Genomic DNA, 17,686 nt, shown 5'->3' with positions numbered 1-17,686 from the left:
ACCATTTTTTCAATAAGTTTAAAGTGCAAATCTATATCAAACTCTGATAAAAAAAAGATTATAAAATTGTTTCGCTCTATATTTTTCTAGGAAGTTACCGCTGGAATTCTTTTGCTGCCATTTCTGCATAAAGTAATCTTTATTTTCTAGAATGCCATTAAAAGTGTTAATAAACGCTTGATATAATGCCTTATCATCAATATGTTTATTTTGACACTTTACTTCGCCTTTGATCTTATACTTCTCATTACATCTCCAGACAACTCTTCTAAGATACTCATCCGTTGAATTCCAAACCTTTCTCCCAAATGGGCTACCACAGTGTCCGCATATTACTTTTCCTGCAAAAGGATTATCTACCGTAGCATAATCAACTTTTACTATCCCATGCTTTTCAGCAAATGCTTTCCTTCTTTCTATTTCTAGCTGAACTGCTTCCCACATCTCTTTATCAATAATAGCTGGATGGCTTTCTTCAACATAATACCTGGGAACTTGCCCTGTGTTCTCAACTCTTTTCTTTGATAAAAAGTCTACTGTGTAAGTCTTTTGTAGAAGGGCATCTCCTTTGTATTTTTCATTACTAAGCATTTTCCTGATGCTGCTTTCGTACCATTTAGCTTTCCCGTTCCAGTTCGGAATACCTTCTGTCTCAAGTTCCCTAGCAATCCTTTTTGGACCTTTGCCATTTAAATAGTCTGTATAAATTCGTTTGACAATTTTAGCCTGCTTTTCATTGATTACAAGGTTACCATCGTCATCTTTATCATAGCCGAGAAACTTTGTATGATTAACTGATACTTTCCCTTGTTCAAACCGTCGTCTGATTCCCCAGGTTGAATTCTCCGAAATGGATCGACTCTCATCTTGGGCCAAGCTTGAAAGGATACTTAGCAAAACCTCTCCTTTTCCATCTAACGTATTGATATTCTCCTTTTCAAAAACTACACCAATTCCGAGGTCCTTTAGTTGTCTTACATAATTCAAACAATCCAATGTATTCCGAGTAAACCTTGATATTGATTTGGTTATGATCATGTCGATATTTCCAACTTTACAATCCTCAATCATTTTTAAGAATTGTTCACGCTTTTTCGTGTTCGTTCCTGATATACCCTCATCTGCGCAGATCCCTGCAAACTCATAATCCGGATGGTTAGTAATGTAGTTTGTATAATATTCAACTTGTGCTTCATAGCTTGATAACTGCTCTAATTGGTCTGTTGATACCCTGCAGTAAGCTGCCATTTTTTTCTTCATCGGCTCTAACTGTATTGCATTGGTCTGCCCGTTCCCTTTTGCTGGTATAACGGTAATGTTTCTTGCCATCTTGTAGAACCTCCTCCACAATGGTTTCTTCTATTATGTTGAGCTTGCCAATCAACTCATCGTCAATTCTAGTTCCTGGACAAGCATTTTTTCCGCTTTTAATGTAAGTGCTGCACTGCCATACTACTTTTCTACAAGGGTGCTTACTGTTCCAAATCCTTCGTTTTAATGTTGCTCCACACTTGCTGCAATAAAGCAGTCCGGTTAGTTTATATCTAGTTTGGTATTTATTTGTTTCCCCTTCAACATTCCCTTTTGCCTCTGCTCTAGATCGCATTTCTCTTTGGGCTGCGTTCCATACTTCTTCATAGACTATTGCTGGATGGTTGTTTTTAATGTAGTAACTGTCTAACACACCATTATTCGGTTTTGTACCTTGCCTTAAAAGATGCCTTACCCATAATGACCGCCTTTTGAGGATAAATACAGTTTGATAGATTTCCTGTGCAATCAGCCGTATATAAAGTAAAAGAAATCTTGTCCATAACTACTCCACCTCATTGTCAGTTTCTTGTTCAATAAGTGGCAGCATTCCATCATCTTTCAATAGCTCATAAATGAACAGTCGCCCTTTCTGCGTCCAATATGTGTGAACTTTGGAGTGCATTGATCCATCTTTTCCAGGATACGTATGAGTCTTTGTTGTCGTATATCCATGTTGGGCGTATTTTTGATACAAAAGCCAGATCTTACCTTGACGAAACTGCACCCCAAGATCGTGAAGGTATTCATTGAGCCAGCGACCGGACTTTCCATAATCTTTAGCAATAGTCGTAATAGCCACCGCATCCTTGCAATTTAGCACCACATCGTAATAACTTGCTTTTGGTTGCATTTCAGCAATCTGTTGTTCCTGAATACCGATAGTAGTAGTAAGCTCAGCATTCTTTTCACGCTCTGCCTTGAGCTCTTGTAAAGCCTTAATCCAAAGATCAGGATTTGCTAACAACTCATCTACTGCATATAGCCCATGCTTGCGAATAGAAGGGAGAACCTCGTGAGTTACCCAACGTTTAAATTTCTTCAACTTTCGCTCTCTTTTGGAAATGTAATCTTCGCTAACACCTCTAGCTTTTGATGGCTGCATAGCGAATAATAAAGAATAAAGTCCCGGTTCATTTACAATGGCTACCTGTTGCACGCCGCCAGGGGTAATCATTTGCGTATACCCCTTCTCATCTTCATCAAGGGACTGCATAGCACGATTTCGATTGGTTTCTCCAAACACATCGCACACGTCTTTTGCCACCCACCAAGTTTCTCCGCTTTTCTGAACAGTACGCACTTCACTGCCTTCGAAATTAAAAATCGTTAGTCCTTTCATATTGAACCTCCCACATATAGTGATAGGACGATAAAAGTTGTCCTCAGCTATAAGCGAAAAAAGAGGAGGTCTCGAACCCCCTCAAACTAATCTTTTTTATAAAAATTACATTCGAATCCGTCGGCAGGTAGGATGAGCCCTTGCGCCCAGGTCGGTGTTTGGCACATAAGAGCACAAACGTCCTGAACAGAAACTTGGTGTGGAGCCCCCAAAACTACCTCGTCATGAACATGCATCACAATCTTATAACCTGCTTCATCTAAATTTCTCATGGCAAAACAAAGAAGGTCTCTTGAAATAGCTTGGACAATGTTTTCGACAAATTTGGGACCGTAGCTATCAATACGCTCCCACTTTTTTGTGGCTCCTACACCTTCATAAGTCACCGATTCGTTGCCAAAACTATTAAGGTCCATCCTTGGTTTTACATAGGTAAGCTGTCTACCAGATGGAAGTTCAATCAAAAGCATTCCACTACGGTACCTAAACCGGATCCGATGTGTTTCTTTCCTGCTTCTCTCTTTTACCGTTGCTTTTACTGACCGATCGACTTCCCACCACAGCTTGACAATATTAGGATTGGAATTACGCCAAGTGTAGACTAGTGGTTTCAGTTCTCCTTCGGTAAGTCCCATCTCCAAAGCTCCCATTGCTTTTAAAGCACCCACCGACCCGCCGTATCCAAGGGCCAGTTCAGCAATCTTACCTTTTTGTCTTAACGGGCTTCCTTTTGTGACTTCCTCCAAGGGGACTTTAAACATTTGAGAAGCAGATGCTTCATATATTTTTCCATGGGTAGCAAACACTTCATTTCTCCATGCTTCTCCTGAAAGCCAAGCAATGACTCTTGCTTCAATAGCACTGAAATCCGCAACGATGAACTTGTGGCCTTCTTTTGGAACAAAGGCAGTACGTATTAATTCTGATAAGACACCAGGAGCAGATTCGTACAATACATCCAGTGCGTCAAAGTGACCGCCTATTACTAATTTTCGTGCTTGTTCCAAATCTAGCAGATGATTTTGTGGAAGATTTTGCACTTGAATAAGCCTTCCTGCAAATCTACCAGTTCGATTGGCACCATAAAATTGCAACAGACCACGAGCCCTTCCATCTCTACAAACTGCATTTTCCATGGCAGTGTATTTTTCCACGCTGGACTTGGCTAATAATTGACGGAGTTCTAATACTTCTCTTAAATGTGCAGGTGCTGTCTCTAGCAGTGCTTTGACGGATGCTTTATCAAGGCTCTCTGTTTCCAAGCCATTCTCAGAAAGCCAGCTTTTCATCTGTGCGACAGAGTTAGGGTTTTCAAGTTTCGTAAGTTCTTTTAATCGACTTGTAAGTTCTTCTTTGGTTTGTTCATCACATCGGATAGCGTTACGCACTAATTCTAAATCTAGCTGAATACCTCGATCGTTGATTTGCTGATCTAAAATATAGTTTTGCCATTCCTGAGCTGGCATAGGGAACTTCTGGAGCTTTGACTGAATTGAAAGCTCCGCTTCAACATCGCGAATGTTATACGTTTTATATCGATCCCACCTATCCGGATCATGTTCTGGTAAATTTCGTGTACGACCACCATTGGATTGTGTCGGCTTACAAGGAACCGAAAAATACCGGATAAGCTCTTTACCTTCCGTCAGTTTTTTCTTGTCCGCCCCTGTTACAATTGCAGCTCCCTCTAAGGAAAGAGGAAGACCAAGATAAGCGGACCACACCATCGTACAGCGCCATGAATCAGGCTCTAACCACACTCCATAGTAACGGGATAAACAGATACGTTCAAACTGTGCATTAAAGGCCCATTTGATCACATGGTCATCTAAAATTGCATCCAGCACTTCTTGTGGAATTTTTTCACCATTTATTAAATCAACTACTTTCACTGGTCCACCATCTACACTGTAGCCAAAAAGTAAGATTTCAAAATCCGGTGCTTCTGCATATTTATAAACTCCTGATTTCCCAAGTTCTACTGATGAAAAGGTTTCAATGTCGCATGATAATTGTTTTATTTTAGTCATTTGAATGTCCTCCCGCTCTTTATGCTGCTAGTTTGTTGGGAAACCGCATAGGGTTTTACGCTAAACTTTCGGTTTAAGTCTTCTAATCCTACCGAAACTAATAGCTTGATATTGACCTTCATATCCAAAAATCCCCTTCCAAACTTTCTTTTCAGTAATAGCAGAAGAGGGAGCAGCTATAGCTCCCCCCTCAGTTTTAATTTGTTTCTTTATGATAGAAAGTCATCATCCACATCAGTGGCAAAATCTTCAGCTGCATTTGTTCGCCCACCTAGAGGCTCTCCATCTCGGATCTTTTGAATATTACCAAGGCCACACGCCACACCTTTGTTTCCATTGGAGTTGAAGGCATATAGGTTAATACTTACTCTTGCGTAGACACCTGAGTAGATTTCCGAACGCTCAAGAATTGGATTGATATCTTTATCTACGACTTGCGGAGGTGTATTGCTATTTGCATTGACGAAGTAACTGTTCGCATAGGCTTCATCATCAGGCCGATCAATATCTCCATCGCGAAGAGGAATCTTTAAGGCTGCTTTATTTGGGATCTTACCGCCAAATTTCCCTTTACCTTCTTCAATTGCAGCATTTATTGCCTCATTAATAGCTGTGAGCGTCTTTGTATCACTTTTAGGAATAATTAAACTCACACTGTATTTTTCAGCTCCACCATTGATAGATTTTGGTTCCCACACATTGGCATAAGAGAGTCTTACAACTCCAGTAATTACTTTCGTAGGGTTTGTTGTTTTTACTTTATTTGACATTATTTATTCCTCCATAAAATCATTTTTTGCTGTCCCAATTGTTATTTCAGAACGCTTATCTGAGACAGGTACGAGCACAGGTTTTCCGGGTGGCTTCTTGACCAGCCCCCCTAAAATTTCATTAAAACGTTTCTTCCCTAGCAATTTTTCCATCTGGGTAATCGTGATGAGGCTTTGCCTGAAAATGTCTTGATAGCCTGCCTTCTTCACAGCTTCAGCTACTGCTTTTTCATTTGTGTATTTGCGGTTCGATCGTCCTGTAACGACCTTAAATCCCGGCCACTCTTTCCCATGATTAATGGCTGCATTTGCTGCATAAGCCATGATGTCGTTTGCCCAGTTAGTAAGGTCACCTAGGGATGATAGAATCTCTGCGATTTCTTCATCTGACAGTAGTGGTGGTAAAGTAAATTCAAATACTGCCAGTTTCATTTTTTCTTCCGCTCTTGCTCTACATTTCACTGCTGCCCGACAAAATTGGCACCATTCACCCGGACAATAGTTACCGTCACCAGTAAAAGCTAATTCTGCTTTAGGTTTCAAAATTTCATCAGCCCATTGATACAGACTTTCTTTTGAAACTGTAGATGTGCTAACATTTTCTCGCCTAGGTTGATAGATTGTCATTGAAACCTCACCGATGTCATAAATACCATCAAATAACTCTAGTGCACCAAGGGAATAGAGCTTCATTTGTGGGTTTTCCTCTGCACTGACCAAGACACCTTGTCCGTACTTAAAATCGATTATGTGAAGAGTTCCGTCAGCGATGATTAAACAGTCACCGGTCCCAAAACTATCTGGAACATAGGTTGAAAAATCGAGACGCTGTTCAATTAAAACGAGCGGATCATTACAGTCTTGTTTGACTTGCTCAATAATCTCAAGCACGAACTCCACGTATTCATCGGTAAACTTGTCCATCTCATCAGAATCGTACTGCGAGACAGGCTTGTCTGATTGCATCCTCAGTGCCTTTCGAAGTTTGTGTTCACTCAATGCATGGGCAGCGGTTCCTTCGGCTGCCGCTTCACCACTTTTATCATCAAACTCTAGCTCAAGCCTGGCCGATGGTGTACAGTTCATCCAGCGATGAGCCCCTGATGCAGAGAGGATGGCATGATTGCTCATTTTAACCCCTCCGCATCAGAGAGCAGGGAAGAGTACTTGGTTGGATCAATCTCGCTGAGTTTAGATGCACCATACTTTTGTAGTAGAGCTCTCACATTAGCTGTAAATCCGTCATGACTCTTCTCAGCCAGTACAGCCCTTACCTCTTCTAAAGTAACCTGCCTTTTCTCTGGCTGATCTTCAGGCTGAGGTTGTTCCTCCTTTGGCCTTTCGGCAGGCTCGTTATTTGCTAAGGCTTCCGCAACAGTTTTAAGACTGTCTGCTAATGATATGAGATCAGTGACTACATCAAGAAGAAGCTTGGTTTTGCTCATGGCCGACACCTCCTTCCTTAAGTTCCCTGATTTCTACCGTCTCGACTGAGTCACCGGGAGTAATGACAAGCAAGCTTACTTTCTTTCCAAATAAGAAATCTAGCATTCTACTTCGGATCGTTTTTCTGCTGCTTTGAATTACAGGACTTCTATCTCCCCCAGTTTTTGCCACATTGATTGTGACCTTGTGTTTCAGGCTCATATTCAGTCTCCTTTCCAGGGGCGATTTATCTCCCCTCACCGATAAGCGAAAAAGAGGGCTCTTTCGAACCCCCTTTTTAGGAAAGAATTTTTTGAAGAAGATTTTATGTTAAGATTTTTCCTAATTTTTCTTTAAGTTTCTTTAGATGCTTCCGAATTGTTGTTTCTGAAACAACCAGTTTAGCTGCTATGGCAACGTTTGTCTGTTTATCTACGAATTTTTTCGTAAATAGTTCTTTTTCCTTCTGTGTCAGGTGTTCCATAGCCTCGGACAGTCGCTTCAGTAATTCTTGGTGTTCAGCTTCATCTTCAATTTCAAGGAGATGCTTCTCAGGATTAAGACTTTCATCAGAAAGGTACTTATTTCTATCATTGGCAGAATCATTTTCTCCATCATGATAAGCATCAAGATGGGCTGTAACTCGGTAATCGTAGCGGCGCTGCTCGTCCACTTCGAAATCATCCATGGAATGAAGAAGATCGATATCGGCTTCGGTTACTCCGTCTTCACTAGGGGTTATAACAATCTTTGTTCCTTCAGCGGTGTAATAAATGTAGTTGGTTCTCTTCTTTTTGCTTGTTTTGTACGCTCTTGACATGTTTTTGCACCTCTCCACCGGATTGCATTGGCGGCAAAGGATACAAAAATAGGCCTGTGCTTGAAGTACACAGACCCTTTCAACCTAAAAATGAGCGCAATAAGGTAAGGTACTTCTATTGAAACGCAACAATCCTCCTGTGGACTGTAGCGCAACAATATGTATCCTTTGCCCTTATTGCAAATCAGGCATTTGATATTTTTTTAGATGAGAAACGATCGAATCTCGAAATCTATTAAAGACCTTTCCCTCATCTGTTTTTATTGTAAGTGAGAAATGGACAACCCTAGCGGTCACCTCATGCCCGTTATTTTTTTGAAATAAAGCGCCCTTTTCGTTCAAAAATACCTAAAAAGGCAATAAAAAAAAGAGCCATACACAAAACCTTGATAGGATTCATGTATGGCTCATATAGATATAGCTAAAAAAACGGACATCTCGTGTCCGCTTCTCAAAAAATTTTTTATAAAGGTTCTGCACCATGTTGCTGTAAAAACGTTCTAATTTCATCCATAGTCTGCCCATAGAGATGAGTCAAGGCAAAATTGTACCATTGATGATTTGGATCACCGAAATTCAATGAAAACGGCGAACTATTGATTATATGCTTGCTTATATCTGGTGGTAGATGCATCCCTAAGCAAATTAAAATTAATGAATTAATTGAACCTTGCTCTTCACCATTAACAATTCGACGGATAGTTCGCTCACTTAGCATTGTTCTTTGCGCTAGTTCAACAAATGTTACTTTTCTCCACTTGCGTACTATTTTAAGAGAGCTTGTATAACTGTTAGGCAACTCATTGTAAATTCGTGCGTTTTCGGCTATTTCATCTGCAAGTAGTTTTACTTTCTTTTCCTGATTGGAATTTTCATATCCACCACTATATTTTATATTAAAACTGATGTTGGAAAGTTGATCCCTGTTTAAAAAACATTCACTATGATATCTTTCTTTAACCGCAGCACTAATTGACAGTTCAAAAATGATACAACACTCGTCCATATGTGTCCGAGCATAGTCTGTTAATCTAGTTTCTCCAAATATATCTTTCTCCAAATATTTTGGATGGTTTAGTACAAAGTGTGCATCTACATATTGATAACTACCATCACTAACAAGAGCATTTAGTTCAGGGTTAATCATACTTTGAATCGCGGCATCTATAGCTCCAATTGCGAATGTTTGATTTCTTTTAAGAACACCCTTTTTAAAGCTATGAGGTTTAATATATCGTCCATCTATGAAGGTAAAAGTACCAATTGCCTCCTCGTAACCGACATCTATCATCCGAATCTTAGCTGCAATACGAGATACACCGAAGAATGCAGCTAAAGCATCAATGACCGGCTCCATTACGTCTATTATCTCATCGGTACCCATTTCATTACGATACTGCTTGATAAAGTCAAAGGCCTTTGTTTTGAACATGGCAAGCGGCATTTGAATTCTTGGTGCAAGAGCATTTGCCTGCCATTCCATCCAATCAGTCGCATCTCTGTGATTGTCTTTTATACCACCAACAACCTGACACTTAATATGTGAAGCACTGCTGTTATATAACCGTTCTAGCTCAAATGCTTTTCTATGTTGGTCCCAATGAACACACTCATGTACTATGGTGTTATTGACTGATCCAAGATTTCGAAGGAAATATGCTTTTGGATCTACAATGATAGTACGGGCATCCACATGGGTTTGTACCATATCATCACTGTCTTTATCGTAAAACTCTGAATCACAGTCATGAAAGTATATCTGTCCAAAAATAGAGAAATCCTTAGTAATCTCTGTGATTACTACTGAAAGACCCATTTTCCTAGCCAATACTTGCGGTTCAACTGCAATTGGTTTTTTTAATACTTCTGGATAATGTCTGCGTAGGAAGTCCGTTGCAACAAAATCTAATTGTTCCTTATTAACGACAGGAACAAGAGAGTCCGACATAGGTTTTGGCTGCTTATTTTTGCTGGAATACTCAGTTACATTGGAGATTGTAAAGTCATCCAAATTGCAGTCCAAATCTCCGTAACATTCCAGCATAAACCACTGCCTGCAATTTTCCGTTTCATCATAATGATAATCTGATTCGCGCACTCCTAATTCGGCTTCTATCACAACATCAAACTTTATTTTCATATCTGGCAGGTCATTAACAGATACGAACTTTACTTCGATATCTGACAATTCAATGCCACCAATGTTTTGAACTTTGTATAACCGTAAATCTAAGCTATCATAGTTTTCTTCGATGTAACTTTGTATGGTAGCAAACATCTCATTATAAAATCTATCTGCAACATAATTTGTAAATGAACGATTACCTGCCATGATACTCTCCCCACCCATATGAAAATAATAATCTAAGAAAAATTCCCCAGTTCCAAATATTAAATTATAGGTAAATTATAGCATGTATTTTAGTTTCCCCAATATTTAATTTACATTCGTAAATTTTAAATGTACCAAAACTAAATTTGTGATACACTTTTATTTGTAACTAATACGAGTAAATAAAGTGAGGTGGCGTAATGTCCATAAGTTATAAAAAGCTTTGGAAACTTCTAATAGATACAGACATGAAAAAAAAGGACTTAAGAGAAGCCGCTGGTATTAGTACTGCTTCAATGGCTAAACTCGGTAAAAACGAAAATGTTAATACCGAAACTTTAGTAAAAGTATGTAATGCTCTAAACTGCGACATTTCAGATATTATGGAAATCGTAGAGGATAATGATCAATTGTAATAGCACAAGAATGCCACTGGAATAAACTCTGCATCTCTAGCAAAGCTTGATAGAGGAGATAACATTACAACAGATGTATAACAGAATAATGGGGGTAAAACAGAAAAAATGACGCCACTAATGAGCTTTTGGCCAAGCGTTTACGAAAAGATTTCAGGTCAAATTAAATTAATTGAATATCGTAGGACTTTTCCAAAAGACTGCAAATTCGCATATATGTATGTTAGTAAACCCGTAAAAGCAGTTTGTGGAATTGTATATTTTGGAGATAAACATACGCTTTCAGATTGGAAAGAAAAATACTCTAATAGTTTGGAGATTTCTACTAGAATTGATGAGTATCTCGAGAATTATAGATACGGCATGGAAATTAAGGGATTTCAAAAAATCCACCCCATAACTTTAGACGACTTGCGGAGAAATGTCCCTGGATTTGTTGCCCCTCAATCATATCTGCTATTAGAAAATAACAAATTTCTCGCAGAATATATAGAAAGAAACGTTGTTCTTGTTGGTGAAAAAATTGAAAATGACTTTTCAAACGCCTATCCAGAGCATGTATGCAAGAGGTATTAAACAATGTTAAAAGTATTTGAAGCGTTCGCTGGATATGGAAGTCAACGTCTAGCTCTAAAAAACGGCAACATACCTCATGAGATTGTTGGTATATCAGAAATCGATGGCGATGTACTTCTTTCCTATGCTGCAATCCATGAAAATTTATTAGAAGAAAGAAATAAAGAATTATCAATTTCAGATGAGCAAATGCGCAATTTTTTAGAAAAAATCAATGTCCCACTCAATTATAAAACGTTTGAAAACAGAGCAAAGAATTTAAAGGGGCAAAAATTAAAAGACATGTATCTTGCTAATAAACTTAGTAACAACTTTGGTGATATTCGTACGATTAATCCCGATACATTACCTGACTTTGATTTCTTTACTTATTCATTTCCTTGCCAAGATATTTCTATTGCGGGCTATCAGAATGGATTAGGTTCAGGCTCAGGAACTCGTTCTTCACTTCTTTGGGAATGCTGCAAAATTATCGAAAAGAAGAAACCAAAATACTTAATGATGGAAAACGTAAAAAACCTAATCGGTAAAAATCACATTAAAAACTTCGAAGAATTCTTACTCTACTTAGAAAGCTTAGGATATAAAAACTTCTGGGATGTATTAAATGCTCGTGATTATGGAATCCCTCAAAGTAGAGAAAGAGTATTCTGTATCAGTATTCTTGATAGCCATGAAGATTTCACATTTCCACCAATTAGAGAACTATCTACTTTTATGAATGATCTGTTAGAAGATGACGTCCCACATAATTTTTATTTAAAAGATAATCAAGTAAGTGAGGAACCTATTTGTCAAGATTATATATATTGCCTAGATTCAAATTATTGGAAAGGCACATTTTTAAAAGATTTTCTTATTAAAAAAAGACGACAACTAGTTTCAGGTCCTGTTCGGGATGATGGTAAATATCCAGCAAGGCGACTAACCCCTAAAGAAACTTGGCGATTTATGGGGGTTGATGATGCTGATTTTAATAAGGCTAGTAAATTTGTAAGTAACACAAGTTTATACAAACAATCCGGAAACAGCATTGTAGTTCCAGTTTTAGAAGCAATCTTTAAAAATTTATTTTTAAAAAGCGAGGAGAAAAAGTTATGACTAACAAGGAACGAATCATTCAGTTATTTTATGCTAATGTAAAAGGTAGACGACCAGACACAACTGGGGCAAATATTCGTCATGATGGCAGACAGGGTCATTGGTTAGAACGTCAATTTGGCATAAATGCAAACGGGAATAACGAAGCAGATTTATTTGGATATGAATTAAAAAATGAAACCACAAGCAAAACTACTTTTGGTGATTGGTCTGCAAACAGATATATTTTTAAAACTGGTGAATATGTAAATAGTTTCGATGGAAACACTGCTCCTGAGCGCCAAGATAGTTTTTGCGGGATATTTGGTAAACCAAATCAGCTTAAAGCTGGTAGATGCTCTTGGTCTGGAAGTCCGTGCCCAACAATTCGTGGTTATAATGATTTTGGACAGGTGCTTATCATTGATAATAACAAAGACATTGTCGCTTTATACTCTTATAGTAAAGATATGCGTATAAACAAATCACAAATTGTACCCGCAGAATTACAACAAGAAAATTTAGAAATAGCAAGATGGTTTGGAGAATATTCACCAACACCTAGACAAACTGACAAATGTCTTAAAACCAAATTGGAAGATAAATTTAATGATGCAGGTTGGTTTACTTGCAAAAAAGGTCCAGATGGAACATATCAAAAAATATGTTTCGGGGAACCTATGACCTATGATAATTGGTTGAAATTAGTTGAAACCGGTATTGTATTTTTTGATAGCGGAATGTATCAGGGGAATAAAAGACCATATTCACAATGGAGAGCTAATAATTCGTATTGGGATAGTTTGATTACTGAATGTTATGAATAAGTGAAACGCCCTACGAGAAAGGGTGAAAAAGTGGTAAATATAGCGATTTATTATCAAAAAAGTGAACAAGAGACCAGTGAAGATTCGGTTAACCGAATCAATGAATTAATCCAAGTATTAGAAGAACCGCATACAATTAAAGGCGTATTTATTGATCGACAAGTTGAAAGTAATGCCTTAATTGAGTTATTAAGTTCACCCTTATCTCAAATTGAGTTCATTTACATAAATAAACCTTTTAAAAATGAATTTGATAGCGAATTAGTACATCAATTAGCGCGAACAGAAAACTTTAAGATCAAGTATTTCGATGAGATATAGCGTTCGTGTTGTCATAGCCGAAAAAAACTTAAAATTTAAAGAACGAGTGTTCCTGAATTCCGTATCATTCTTAATTAATTGCGCAATCGTCAATTAGAATTAAATACTTTAGGTATGGATTTCTTTTCTACTTCAATTATCAGACAAACTGATAAATGTCTTATTAAAACCAAAATTGTAGAAAAATGATAAATAAGGAGGACGATAGTGTTTAGACTGCGCAACGAAGTTATAATAACCATTGAGAGTATTCCATTGCCTTGGATCCCTAAAATTGAGTTATACTACCCTGACTTGCCACAGTTCCCTATGATTTATATCAATACATATGTTAACAAACAGCGAATACTTGCTTGTCCAGTGGCTGTCAGTTACCAAATAGGGGAGAATTCCTGCGATGCTATATTCACTGTTTTAACTAATGTAGAACTAAGTGAAACAAATAAAGATAAAATTAAATCAGAGCTATCTGAGCGTATTGGATATTCAAAGAAAATATCAAAATCAGATGTTATTGATTGTTGCAATGGAAACGAGCAATATATAGCTTTATTCACAGATCTTTGGGATTACATTCAATCTTCATATGGGGAATTTGTTCCCTATGGTAAGTTCTACGAGGAGATTTTTTCGATTATTCGCTTTGTCGCTGCATGGCAACCTAAAACTGGAAGACAAAGTGAAATGCGCATGTTATATAATTTCATGAGTGCTTTTGGTGAAAAAATTGAATTGACAGAAAAATGGAGTCATTTAGAATTTTACGCTATACCTAATTTATATGATATATCAAACAACGATTTTTCTGAGTTCCCTAAATTCTCAACACTTGAATCTGCAATGAGAAAATTATTTGATAAATATTTTGTCAAAAAGGTAAAAATTGACGGTATCGAATTTAAAGTAATGGAGCGAGCGTGGAAACAAAATAAAGATAGCTTTATATTAAACGTTACTGATCCTATGTTTTCTGAGGGAATATTATCAGAGTCAGAAAAACTTTATGCTGAAACATTAGTTGATGCTTTTAATCGCCATGCGTGGAGAGCGGCATATTTCATAAGTGCTTATATGAATATAAAAAATGACTACAGTATGTGGACAAAACAATTTTTCATCAACTTTTATGAAAATGGCAATAAGTTAAAAGGCTATTCGGAAAAAGTAATCGCTTGTTTTCTACAACAAGGATTTCTTAACCCTGAGGTAATCCCAATAGATACTTGGATAAAAACCTTTTATGAATTTCCATTAGGTATTGATTCTAACGCCCAATTTTTCAATATGCTTTCAAAATTAGGAAAATTAGAACGTATTATTTGGCTTTCCAGTCAATCAAACAAGACAAATATGAAAACTTTCTTTAATATACTTTGGTGTCAACGTTATGGAACAACTGGAAATGGAGAATTAAGAGGTATTAATCCCATCTCTTGTTACAGTTGCCAACTTAAAAAAAGCTGTGTTGGTGTATCAAAAAAAAGATTCACTAATGTTAAATTGTTAAACAATTCTTCCGAAGAAGATTTGTCTACAATTTTTGCAGAGAAGCCTGAAATAGCTTATATTTGTCTTTTAAACAACGGCGTTCCAAAGAAGTGCTATATTAGAAAAAGAGATGCAGCCACTCTGGTAGATGAATTTAGTGGATATATATTAACAGCACAAAACAAACTGTCTGATGATTTATTACACAAAGACACTATTACTTTTGAGGAATTTGTTTTCTCTAAAAATATCAACCTTAAATAAAAAAGCATCACCCGCATTGGATACAACCATGTGCGAGTGATGTTTTTCTTATAAAATCCCATATTGCCCTAAATAATCAATCATACTTTCAGCAACAGCATCAATAACGTTTATACACACTGAATTACCAAACTGCCTATATGCTTGCGAATTTGAAACAGGAATGATAAATTCTTCAGGAAATCCTTGTAATCTAGCACACTCTCGTGGTGTTAACATTCTCGGATTTTTTCCATTTTGCTCGATTAATGCTTCGCTTCCATCCTTATAATATCTTGCACTAATAGTGCTGGTATACTTGCTGTTTGAATTAAACAAACAAAAGCCAAAGCCATTCCCTTTCTTTTCATGTCCTTTCTTTCTTTCCAAGTGACCTTGATATAATTTATCGGATATTGTAAATCTGTCAGATACTTCGTTTTCTACAATCGCCCCTACCTTAATGCTGTCATCCACACATCCCTTTGGATACTTGAACTTCACAAAATCAGCTGGTAAGTAATCTTTATTGAATCCAACAATAATAATACGCTCTCTGTTTTGAGGAACACCAAAGTGATAAGCATTCAATATCTCTGGTTCAGGAACGTAATAATTTAGTTCATTGAGAATCGATAGAATTACTTTTATGGTTCTTCCTTCATCATGGCCACGCAACTGTTTCACATTTTCAAGCATAAATGCTTTCGGTCGTTTTTCCCTCAATATTTTTGCAATACTAAAGAATAATGTACCACGCGCATCTTCAAATCCTTTTTTTAACCCTGCTTGAGAAAATGGCTGGCACGGAAATCCTGCCAACAAAATATCATGATCGGGGATGTCTTTTTCATCAACTTGAGTAATATCTCCTGCTGGTATTTCACCATAATTTATCCTATATGTTTTTTGAGAAAATTTATCCCATTCTGATGAAAATACTGTTCGGCCGCCATGGCGCTGAAAGCCCAGTCTAATACCTCCAATCCCAGCAAACAAATCTATTTGAGTAAATCTACTATTTCCCATGCTTGGTGCAACAAAAGGTGGCTCTGTGGGAAAGGCCAATATTTTCTTATAAATCTTTTCTGGAACTTCTTCCTTGTCCATTTCCCAAAACTTTAACTCTTTTTCTTCTTCTAAACTTAAACCAAGGGCGTCAGAAAACTCCTTACGAGTGATATCGAGTTTTTTTCTAATATTTGTTATAATTTGACCTTTTGTCAATTCAATAGTCATGCTAGTATTAGCCATTATTTTATTTCTTCTCCTTTTTACAATCATCTATATATAACAATTCTGCTATCTCACAATCAAAGAGCGCACATAATTTCTCAATAGTTTCATAATTTATCCTAGTCGCCTTATCATTGTACAAATTAGAAACCGTAGTTCTAGAAAGTTTCGTTCTCTCATGTACATCCTGTATTGAAAGTCGATGTTGTCCCATCAAAGTTGATAACCTACAATTAAGTTTCATAGCCTCCTCCTTGATAACCAATATTGTCTTCAATATAAACTAAATACTGGTTAATTTCAAGATTAAATCATGATAATTATTTATTCCCAAGGAGTATTTAAATAAAATTTCCACGGTTAAAATAATAGCTAAATAACCTACTAAAATTTATGAACCTAATAAAAATATCTATCTATCAGCATCTTCACTCTCAATACTTCAATCAACACACGCTTTATCTGGAATTTGGTTATTTTGAATACATCTATCCTATCAACTCAACCCCTCTAAAAAAAGGTGTTATCTAATCTGTCAACTCAACCCTGTCACCTTCAGGTCGATTGACAGGTTACCACAAACAATAAAAAGAAAGGGTTCCCTATTATAATTCCCCCAGCAAAACAGCCGAGGGAAAAGTTCAATGTAAGGAAACCCTTATTTTATAGGCTTATTCAGTTATTCTATTTATCCACTCTTGACATCAATACCACGCACTCCACATGTGTCGTTTTGAGAAGGGTATCTTAACTTGCTTTTTGACTTATGTGTATAATTTTTATCTAACTTTATCTATTTGCATTACGTGCTATAAAAACAGAAATACGTCACCTTTCTAGTTTGTTACTTTACTGTATATCAACGATATAATTGCATTGTGTGAGTTGATTGTGTGACCAATGTGTGGTCATGTGGTCAACTCTGCAATCCTTTCCCCTCAATCAATTCATCAATCTGACCGCAAATTTCTAACTGCCACCCCACATCATCCGTAGCACTCGCTAAATAACTCAACTCATATAGATTTACTATCTTTCTGACAAAGTGCATATTAGCTTTCAAGCAAATCTCCAAGTCGTCATACTCCTGTTCGTTCAATTCCCTCGACTGCTCAATATAACTTAACTCCGCTAACCTCTTATGAAATGGCATCACTGCAAACATGTTCATCATCTCCTTTACTACACTATATGAGACGATTCGATAAAAATGCATGTCCTGTTAAATAAATTATTCTACACTATAATTTCCATATGTCGTGTACGTTCATATCAAGCTCTTTTGCGATTTTTAAGGCTGTACTTAGTTTAGGGTCGTTACCATTTACAATCTTATTTATAGCTGCTGTTGTGAGTCCTACTCGTTCCGCTAATATCTTTTGGTTCATGTCATCTCTTCTGGCAAGGATAACTTTTAATTCGGTTTCCATGCAATCACCTCGATAATTAATTCAACGAGAGTTATATGA

21 protein-coding genes are annotated in these 17,686 nt (G+C 37.1%); 6 read left to right on the top strand and 15 right to left on the bottom strand.

Annotation, left to right across the window (positions count from 1 at the left end; genetic code table 11):
- Positions 1 to 36 precede the first annotated feature (36 nt).
- The 11 genes from AZF04_RS16175 to AZF04_RS16135 form a co-directional block, all read right to left on the bottom strand.
- On the bottom strand, positions 37 to 1,275 hold the full coding sequence (locus AZF04_RS16175) for a recombinase family protein (protein WP_369691771.1): 1,239 nt from the start codon (positions 1,273 to 1,275) through the stop codon (positions 37 to 39).
- Positions 1,193 to 1,606 (bottom strand): recombinase zinc ribbon domain-containing protein, encoded by a 414-nt coding sequence (locus AZF04_RS22110; RefSeq protein WP_082795355.1) that lies wholly within the window; start codon positions 1,604 to 1,606, stop codon positions 1,193 to 1,195. Before AZF04_RS22110 ends, AZF04_RS16175 begins: the two co-directional genes overlap by 83 nt.
- A gap of 82 nt (positions 1,607 to 1,688) precedes the next feature.
- The gene (locus AZF04_RS21845) at positions 1,689 to 1,814 is read right to left on the bottom strand and encodes a hypothetical protein (protein ID WP_268753432.1); all 126 of its coding nucleotides are present in this window, start codon (positions 1,812 to 1,814) and stop codon (positions 1,689 to 1,691) included.
- A gap of 2 nt (positions 1,815 to 1,816) precedes the next feature.
- Positions 1,817 to 2,653, bottom strand: a complete 837-nt coding sequence (locus AZF04_RS16170; RefSeq protein ID WP_061949632.1) for a phage antirepressor — start codon at positions 2,651 to 2,653, stop codon at positions 1,817 to 1,819.
- Positions 2,654 to 2,739: 86 nt separating this feature from the next.
- Positions 2,740 to 4,674 (bottom strand): DNA polymerase, encoded by a 1,935-nt coding sequence (locus tag AZF04_RS16165; RefSeq protein WP_153017285.1) that lies wholly within the window; start codon positions 4,672 to 4,674, stop codon positions 2,740 to 2,742.
- A 218-nt stretch (positions 4,675 to 4,892) separates the two neighbouring features.
- Positions 4,893 to 5,453, bottom strand: a complete 561-nt coding sequence (locus AZF04_RS16160) for a DUF2815 family protein (protein WP_061949630.1) — start codon at positions 5,451 to 5,453, stop codon at positions 4,893 to 4,895.
- 3 nt (positions 5,454 to 5,456) lie between these two features.
- Entirely contained in the window at positions 5,457 to 6,584 is a 1,128-nt protein-coding gene (locus AZF04_RS16155) for a DUF2800 domain-containing protein (RefSeq protein ID WP_061949629.1), read from the bottom strand.
- Entirely contained in the window at positions 6,581 to 6,898 is a 318-nt protein-coding gene (locus AZF04_RS16150) for a hypothetical protein (RefSeq protein WP_061949628.1), read from the bottom strand. Before AZF04_RS16150 ends, AZF04_RS16155 begins: the two co-directional genes overlap by 4 nt.
- Complete coding sequence (locus AZF04_RS16145) at positions 6,873 to 7,100, bottom strand: hypothetical protein (protein ID WP_061949627.1); 228 nt, start codon at positions 7,098 to 7,100, stop codon at positions 6,873 to 6,875. The genes AZF04_RS16150 and AZF04_RS16145 overlap by 26 nt, the downstream gene beginning before the upstream one ends.
- A gap of 103 nt (positions 7,101 to 7,203) precedes the next feature.
- Positions 7,204 to 7,698, bottom strand: a complete 495-nt coding sequence (locus AZF04_RS16140) for a sigma-70 family RNA polymerase sigma factor (protein WP_061949626.1) — start codon at positions 7,696 to 7,698, stop codon at positions 7,204 to 7,206.
- Between the two features lie 463 nt (positions 7,699 to 8,161).
- Positions 8,162 to 10,030, bottom strand: a complete 1,869-nt coding sequence (locus AZF04_RS16135; protein ID WP_061949625.1) for an XRE family transcriptional regulator — start codon at positions 10,028 to 10,030, stop codon at positions 8,162 to 8,164.
- A gap of 200 nt (positions 10,031 to 10,230) precedes the next feature.
- On the opposite strand from AZF04_RS16135, the gene AZF04_RS16130 reads away from it, so the two are divergent.
- The 6 genes from AZF04_RS16130 to AZF04_RS16105 all read left to right on the top strand — a co-directional run bounded on the left by AZF04_RS16130 (position 10,231) and on the right by AZF04_RS16105 (position 15,002).
- Positions 10,231 to 10,446 carry a helix-turn-helix domain-containing protein gene (locus AZF04_RS16130; RefSeq protein WP_061949624.1) on the top strand — a complete coding sequence of 72 codons (216 nt, stop codon included), beginning with the start codon at positions 10,231 to 10,233 and terminating at the stop codon, positions 10,444 to 10,446.
- Positions 10,447 to 10,554: 108 nt separating this feature from the next.
- Entirely contained in the window at positions 10,555 to 11,022 is a 468-nt protein-coding gene (locus tag AZF04_RS16125) for a hypothetical protein (protein ID WP_061949623.1), read from the top strand.
- Between the two features lie 3 nt (positions 11,023 to 11,025).
- Positions 11,026 to 12,123, top strand: a complete 1,098-nt coding sequence (locus AZF04_RS16120) for a DNA cytosine methyltransferase (protein ID WP_061949622.1) — start codon at positions 11,026 to 11,028, stop codon at positions 12,121 to 12,123.
- Complete coding sequence (locus tag AZF04_RS16115) at positions 12,120 to 12,929, top strand: LlaMI family restriction endonuclease (RefSeq protein ID WP_061949621.1); 810 nt, start codon at positions 12,120 to 12,122, stop codon at positions 12,927 to 12,929. Before AZF04_RS16120 ends, AZF04_RS16115 begins: the two co-directional genes overlap by 4 nt.
- On the top strand, positions 12,930 to 13,250 hold the full coding sequence (locus AZF04_RS16110; RefSeq protein WP_061949620.1) for a hypothetical protein: 321 nt from the start codon (positions 12,930 to 12,932) through the stop codon (positions 13,248 to 13,250).
- Positions 13,251 to 13,457: 207 nt separating this feature from the next.
- Positions 13,458 to 15,002: a hypothetical protein gene (locus AZF04_RS16105; protein ID WP_061949619.1), complete on the top strand. Its 1,545-nt coding sequence runs from the start codon at positions 13,458 to 13,460 to the stop codon at positions 15,000 to 15,002.
- Positions 15,003 to 15,050: 48 nt separating this feature from the next.
- Here the strand turns inward: AZF04_RS16105 and dcm are convergent, their stop codons facing one another.
- From dcm to AZF04_RS16085, 4 genes are all read right to left on the bottom strand, one after another.
- Positions 15,051 to 16,235: a DNA cytosine methyltransferase gene (gene dcm, locus AZF04_RS16100; RefSeq protein WP_153017280.1), complete on the bottom strand. Its 1,185-nt coding sequence runs from the start codon at positions 16,233 to 16,235 to the stop codon at positions 15,051 to 15,053.
- 4 nt (positions 16,236 to 16,239) lie between these two features.
- Positions 16,240 to 16,461, bottom strand: a complete 222-nt coding sequence (locus tag AZF04_RS16095; RefSeq protein WP_061949618.1) for a helix-turn-helix domain-containing protein — start codon at positions 16,459 to 16,461, stop codon at positions 16,240 to 16,242.
- Between the two features lie 672 nt (positions 16,462 to 17,133).
- Positions 17,134 to 17,382 carry a DUF7667 family protein gene (locus AZF04_RS16090; RefSeq protein ID WP_235600012.1) on the bottom strand — a complete coding sequence of 83 codons (249 nt, stop codon included), beginning with the start codon at positions 17,380 to 17,382 and terminating at the stop codon, positions 17,134 to 17,136.
- A 76-nt stretch (positions 17,383 to 17,458) separates the two neighbouring features.
- Positions 17,459 to 17,647, bottom strand: a complete 189-nt coding sequence (locus AZF04_RS16085) for a helix-turn-helix transcriptional regulator (RefSeq protein ID WP_061949617.1) — start codon at positions 17,645 to 17,647, stop codon at positions 17,459 to 17,461.
- Between the last annotated feature and the right edge of the window lie 39 nt (positions 17,648 to 17,686).

It is taken from the genome of Alkalihalobacillus trypoxylicola (genome assembly GCF_001590785.1).
Lineage (GTDB): Bacteria > Bacillota > Bacilli > Bacillales > Bacillaceae_D > Alkalihalobacillus > Alkalihalobacillus trypoxylicola.
Note: the sequence above shows the minus strand (reverse complement) of the source record. Positions and strands in the feature narration are given on the sequence as shown.

Coding starts and splice junctions, on each gene's coding strand:
- AZF04_RS22110 (WP_082795355.1), bottom strand. CDS start 1,606: ATGCGATCTAGAGCAGAGGCAAAAGGGAATGTTGAAGGGGAAACAAAT.
- AZF04_RS21845 (WP_268753432.1), bottom strand. CDS start 1,814: ATGGACAAGATTTCTTTTACTTTATATACGGCTGATTGCACAGGAAAT.
- AZF04_RS16170 (WP_061949632.1), bottom strand. CDS start 2,653: ATGAAAGGACTAACGATTTTTAATTTCGAAGGCAGTGAAGTGCGTACT.
- AZF04_RS16160 (WP_061949630.1), bottom strand. CDS start 5,453: ATGTCAAATAAAGTAAAAACAACAAACCCTACGAAAGTAATTACTGGA.
- AZF04_RS16155 (WP_061949629.1), bottom strand. CDS start 6,584: ATGAGCAATCATGCCATCCTCTCTGCATCAGGGGCTCATCGCTGGATG.
- AZF04_RS16150 (WP_061949628.1), bottom strand. CDS start 6,898: ATGAGCAAAACCAAGCTTCTTCTTGATGTAGTCACTGATCTCATATCA.
- AZF04_RS16145 (WP_061949627.1), bottom strand. CDS start 7,100: ATGAGCCTGAAACACAAGGTCACAATCAATGTGGCAAAAACTGGGGGA.
- AZF04_RS16140 (WP_061949626.1), bottom strand. CDS start 7,698: ATGTCAAGAGCGTACAAAACAAGCAAAAAGAAGAGAACCAACTACATT.
- AZF04_RS16135 (WP_061949625.1), bottom strand. CDS start 10,030: ATGGCAGGTAATCGTTCATTTACAAATTATGTTGCAGATAGATTTTAT.
- AZF04_RS16130 (WP_061949624.1), top strand. CDS start 10,231: ATGTCCATAAGTTATAAAAAGCTTTGGAAACTTCTAATAGATACAGAC.
- AZF04_RS16125 (WP_061949623.1), top strand. CDS start 10,555: ATGACGCCACTAATGAGCTTTTGGCCAAGCGTTTACGAAAAGATTTCA.
- AZF04_RS16120 (WP_061949622.1), top strand. CDS start 11,026: ATGTTAAAAGTATTTGAAGCGTTCGCTGGATATGGAAGTCAACGTCTA.
- AZF04_RS16115 (WP_061949621.1), top strand. CDS start 12,120: ATGACTAACAAGGAACGAATCATTCAGTTATTTTATGCTAATGTAAAA.
- dcm (WP_153017280.1), bottom strand. CDS start 16,235: ATGGCTAATACTAGCATGACTATTGAATTGACAAAAGGTCAAATTATA.
- AZF04_RS16095 (WP_061949618.1), bottom strand. CDS start 16,461: ATGAAACTTAATTGTAGGTTATCAACTTTGATGGGACAACATCGACTT.
- AZF04_RS16090 (WP_235600012.1), bottom strand. CDS start 17,382: ATGTTTGCAGTGATGCCATTTCATAAGAGGTTAGCGGAGTTAAGTTAT.
- AZF04_RS16085 (WP_061949617.1), bottom strand. CDS start 17,647: ATGGAAACCGAATTAAAAGTTATCCTTGCCAGAAGAGATGACATGAAC.